Annotated in this window: 4 protein-coding genes; all 4 read right to left on the bottom strand. The window is 36.1% G+C overall.

From position 1 onward, the window contains the following. Window positions 1–348: 348 nt before the first annotated feature. Window positions 349–1,386, bottom strand: coding sequence for a hypothetical protein (locus tag ENL20_10835; GenBank protein ID HHE39050.1), 1,038 nt, complete (start codon window positions 1,384–1,386; stop codon window positions 349–351). Beyond that, window positions 1,387–2,202: a glutamate racemase gene (locus tag ENL20_10830; protein HHE39049.1), complete on the bottom strand. Its 816-nt coding sequence runs from the start codon at window positions 2,200–2,202 to the stop codon at window positions 1,387–1,389. It lies immediately after the preceding gene. Between the two features lie 259 nt (window positions 2,203–2,461). After that, entirely contained in the window at window positions 2,462–3,307 is an 846-nt protein-coding gene (locus ENL20_10825) for a hypothetical protein (protein HHE39048.1), read from the bottom strand. Window positions 3,308–3,316: 9 nt separating this feature from the next. Beyond that, a partial coding sequence (locus tag ENL20_10820) for a tetratricopeptide repeat protein (protein ID HHE39047.1) occupies window positions 3,317–5,381 on the bottom strand: 2,065 nt, incomplete at its 5' end.

The raw sequence follows: 5,381 nt of genomic DNA, 5'->3' as shown, positions 1-5,381 counted from the left end.
TTTGAGTTACTGTAGTTCGGAACTTGTTCCGGACAAAATAAATTGTTAATAAAGGGTTCAGAACAAGTTCTGAATCACATTTGATTTACGATTTCTCAATCCTTACTTTGCAATTTGAAAGCACGATCTTCTTCTGGTTAGCATCAGTTAATGATATGCTGATATTTCCTTGAAGACAGCGGTCGTATAATAGAAATCCTGTTCTTTCCGTAAGTTCGGGATTAAAACCGATCATCAGAAAGCATTCCTCCTGTGTAACTCAAAGCTTCGCTTTGAGACCAATCATTTTAATAAATTGATTTTTTTAGCTATTAATGTATAGATCCTTTCTCAAAGCAGAGCTTTGAGTTATATTTTCTCAATTTTAACTTTGCAATTTGAAAGCACGATCTTCTTCTGGTTAGCATCAGTTAATGATATGCTGATATTTCCTTGAAGACAGCGGTCATATAATAGAAATCCTGTTCTTTCCGTAAGTTCGGGATTAAAACCGATCATCAGAAAGCATTCCTCTTTACTGTTCAGGATCGCATTACGACAGATTTCAGTGTTTTCATTCTCTTCCGGAAATGAAATGAAACGAACATAACCGGCATCAAAATGAATTTTCACATGATGATGGATCTTTCGATCATAATATAATTGTTCTGCAAAATAAAATCCATTAATTTTCTTTCGATTCAACTGAATTCCCAGAAAACCGGTTGGTAGAACATAGATCTGATGATTCTCTGAGTTATCCGAAAAAAGTTCCGGATGCTGGGAATCAGTCCGGATATAAAGCTCATCTTTGTGTGATCTGATCACAAAATCCTGATGATGAAGGTATTGCTCCTTAAGGTTCAGTCCCTCGATGCGGAGTCTGTTGTAATTACAGGTTGCTGCTTTCAGATAGACTTGTTTCAGATGTTCATAATCGATGTTCAGAAATTCAGCAAGTTCGCGGGAGGGGAAATTCAAAAAAACAATGTTTTTATTCTGTTCAACTATCTTCTGCCAGATAAAGTGGGTAGATTTCTGCATTTGCAGTTTATTCTGAAATGATTCGGAATAAAAATTTTCAGCGATATTTTTCCAACTGATCTCGATAAAAGTATTTATGGAATCTATCCACTTGAGATAATATTCAGGAGTCTGGGAGAAAACAGATTCCGGCATTTCATTGAAGAATCTTCTTTTCAGGTTTTCCGTGGAAATATCGAGAAAGGGAAAGGCTCTCTTTTTTCTGATCTCCAGAGCAAGCTCTTCTGCTAAATCTATTTCCGATAACGGATCGATGGAATTCTCGCTATTCCGGATCTCCGCAGAAATAGAGATAACATTATTTTCAGATAGTTTCAGGAAATGGTTTACGATTTGGAAAGCAAATTCAGAAAAAGTTTTCATCTATCCAACATACCAGCTCTCACCGAGTTTGACCATGATCAGTTTAGCGATTTCTTTTTCTAAAATACGGGAAGCGATCTTTTTGAATTTATCTTCATTATCGCTTACATAAAATGTTTCTCTGCCTTTATTTTCAGTCTCTGCAAAGGGTAATATCTTTTCCAGACTTTCAGCAATAACCTCCGCACTATCGATAAGATTTACTTTATTTCCCACAATTTCTTTTATTGACTTTTTCAAAATAGGATAATGAGTACAACCGAGAACAAGTGTATCGATTTCATTTTTCAGAAGAGGATCCAGATATTCTGCTATGATCTCTTTCGTGATCTGATGTGATTCCCAACCTTCCTCGACCAGAGGAACAAAGAGGGGACAGGCATGACTGAAAACTTCCGATTTCTTTTCTAACTCAAAAATAGCTTTGGAATATGCCTGACTGCGGATCGTTCCTTCCGTACCAATCACACCTATTTTCTTATTTTTGGAATTGGACACAGCCGAAATCGCTCCCGGTTCGATCACTCCAATAACAGGGATAGAAAGATTCTCCTTTAAATAATCGAGAGCAACTGCTGAAGAAGTATTACAGGCAACAATAATGATCTTTGCACCGTTCTGCACAAGAAACCTGGCATTCTGGATGGAATATTCGCTCACCGTATTTTTTGATTTCGGACCATAAGGAACACGCGCCGTATCTCCAAAATAGATGATATCCTCAAAAGGAAATCTTTTCCTGATCTCCTTGAAAACCGTTAATCCGCCCACACCGGAATCGAAAATCCCGATCGGTTGTTTATAACTGATATTCAACAATATTCCCTCAAAATTTTTTGCCAAAATTGTTCAGGGTTTGAATGTGTCAAGGTGGGAGTTATAAATCCAGGCGGGAAATATTGTTAATTATATTTTCAGCGCTTATCGATCCTATCTATTGACCAGAATTTTAATTGTAGATGATATCTTACCTATCTGTTTATCTGCTTTGCTGTTGTCTGAAGATATAAAATAAAAAATCTGACTCGCATAATGCGACTCGGATTTTGTTTTTGTTCCTTCAATAAATTCTTTCTCAATGCCTTACCAGTTTATTAAAAGTGATATTTCCATTGGAAGTAGTAACGGACAGTTTTTTCCCACCGTTCCCGATTCTGCCTTTCAGATATTTTGAAGACATTTCACTCGTAATAACTTCGATCTCGTTCAGTTTTATTTTTCCATTGGAAGTTATGGCTTCGATATTTATGTTCAGTTTGGAAGGAATAAATAATTCGATGGAACCGTTGCTGGTCGATATATCAAGTTCGTCATTTATTATTTCAGGAATTTCCGCAATGATCCTTCCATTCGATGTATTAGCTTCCAGAACTCCCAGAACATTCGTGATCTCGATCCTCCCATTACTCGTTTTTGCACTGACATAACCATCTACATTATCAACAATGATCTTTCCATTCGATGTTTTCAAAGTTGGATTTCCTTTGGTTCCGGTTATGATTATTTTCCCGTTGGAAGTAGTGATCCTGTTCACTAATAGATCTTTAGGAACTTTAATCTCATAATTAACCGAAACTTTTGCAATTTTTTCCAAATATTTTGTTTCAATGTTCATCTCATTTCCAACCTGAACATCGATCTCTACTTTCTGGAATTCCTCGATTCCATGATTTGTGGATTTGACTGCTTTCACTTCCACGAAATTGTTTTCCCACGCTTCGATCTCGATTTTTCCATTTTTGTTGGTAACATTTAATTCGATGCCTTCCTTCACTTCATAACTCTTGGAAAATTCATCCTTTTCAGTTTTAAGTTGGATGCAACCTGAAAACAATGAAATAAATAATGATAATAAACCGATTTTTTTGATAGCCATTTTAGACCTCCATTTTAATTTATAATTTATCATTTCTAATTTCATAATTTCTATTTATCCTTCCCATTCCTTCAATTTCTCTCTCGCTTTTTGCGCTGGAATATATTCCGGATCAGCATCTTTCCAAACTTCCAAAGAAATATTCAGATGCTCCAAAGCTTTATCTCTTTTTCCCAGATCATCATAAAGCAGAGCGAGTTCATAATGAGTTTCAGGATCGAAAGGCAGGATCGTGACGATTTTCTGAAAATATTCCAGAGCTTCTTTATATTTCTTTAATTTCCGGCAGCAAATTCCGATATACCTGTTTATTTTCACTTTCGTGGGTTTAAGTTCTAATTCTTTGTTATACATTAGAATAGCCTGCTCAAATTTACCATCGATCTCAAACAATTTTCCTTTTGCATTCACAATATTGGAACGAAGCATTTCCACCCCAAAGGTTTTGATCAGGATTTCCACTCCGTCTATTGCTGTCTTCATGTTTTCCTTATCTTCCAATTCCTTATATATCATCAAATATGCCGCAGATAAGAATTGATCCATAGGCGGAGCTAATTGTGTTTTCATTGCTTCGATTGTTTGAAATGCCAGCTCCTTTTTCCCAATTTGAACATATTTCACCATATTCCCAAATTTTCCGAATATAAACATTAATGGAGATTGAAATTTCTCTCGTTCATTTAATTCCATTACCAAATATTCGATCGATCTTTTTATCTGCCCTCTTGTTTCATAGTATGAACTCAAAGAGCTATATACTTTCGCGGAATCCTTCGGAGTTTGGCATAAATCCAAGGCGTTCTGATATTGCCGGAATGCTGCCAAATAATTTCCCGCTATTTCTTCAATATTGGAAAGACTTATCAGGATGGAAATGTTCTCAGGTTCCAGCAGGATCGCTTTTTCATAAAACTTCTTTGCCTGCTGATAATCTCCAAAAGATTTATACAGATCGCCAATATTTGTATAGGAACTGCTGTCTTCCGGGAATTGATCCGCATATTTCTGATAATACCTTAATGCTTCCTCTATATTCCCTTTTTTTTGGTAAGTAGAACCGATTTTTTTGAGGTATTTATATTGGGTAGGATCGATCTTGAGAATGCTTTTATATGCTTCAATTTCTTCATCGATCAGGTTTTTCCCTATCAGGAAAAGTGCCAGAATTTCATAAGCGGAAATATCTTCGGGATATAATTCTATTCTCATTTTCGCCAGAGCAATCCTCTTTTCTAACTCCTGTTTCGTAGAATAGTATTGAATTTTGACCATAAATCTGTATTGTTCGGGCAGTTTGTATAGATACTGCATAGCAGATTGAACCGATTTTTCTATCTTTTCTGTCTGGTTTGAGAAAGAATATAATCCACTGAGATGAAAGTATGCCAGAGCAAAGGTCGGATCTTCCTTGACAACCAGTTCGAGTGTCTCGGTGGCAGTTTGGTAGTCATTATCAAAAAGCATCATCAGACCACTGATAAACATCTTGTAAGCAGGAAGCGAATTTGTCAGCATCTCTGTGACCGGAAGATCATTTGTTTCTTCGAGATAATGCTGCGGGATATCCAAATCTTTCTTTAATTGGGAAGACATCTCATCCGTAAGTATAAAAATATCTTTTCCTTCAAAAGAATTTTCAGCAATAAGTTTCCCGCGTTTTGTTTCGTAAAGACGGGTCTCAATGTGAAAAATATCATTATTGATAGTGAATGACCCGGTTAGGAAATGATCCATATAAGATTCTTCGGCAATTTTCTTTTTGAGAGTGAGCGGCACTCCGATTCCCTTCGGAAATCCAAATTTCTTCAACTTTTCAAGTGTTACATATTCACCCATCATATCAGCCTGATAGATGGTTGAACTTTGAAGAATAATATCTTGAGACAGATCAAAATTAAGAGCAAATTCAAAGCCGTATTGCAGCCAATCATAAGTGGAATCTGCCGATTCATTCCGGAAAGGAAAGGTGGCGATCTTTTTGCGGAATTCGCTTTTAGGGATAATTCTTTCAATTTTCTCGCCTTCTTCATTTTCCAGAGTTACGATTTTTGTAGTCGCTTCCAGATCTTTTTCATTGAAAACAAAAAATAGGAGAATTATTGAAAAAGCGATATTT

This window comes from Candidatus Cloacimonadota bacterium (genome assembly GCA_011372345.1).
Taxonomy (GTDB): domain Bacteria; phylum Cloacimonadota; class Cloacimonadia; order Cloacimonadales; family TCS61; genus DRTC01.
This window is presented reverse-complemented; position numbering and strand designations above follow the sequence as displayed.

What these genes read in the sequence shown, in the direction of transcription:
- ENL20_10835 (HHE39050.1), bottom strand. Translation starts at nt 1,386, where the DNA reads ATGAAAACTTTTTCTGAATTTGCTTTCCAAATCGTAAACCATTTCCTG.
- ENL20_10825 (HHE39048.1), bottom strand. Translation starts at nt 3,307, where the DNA reads ATGAAATTAGAAATGATAAATTATAAATTAAAATGGAGGTCTAAAATG.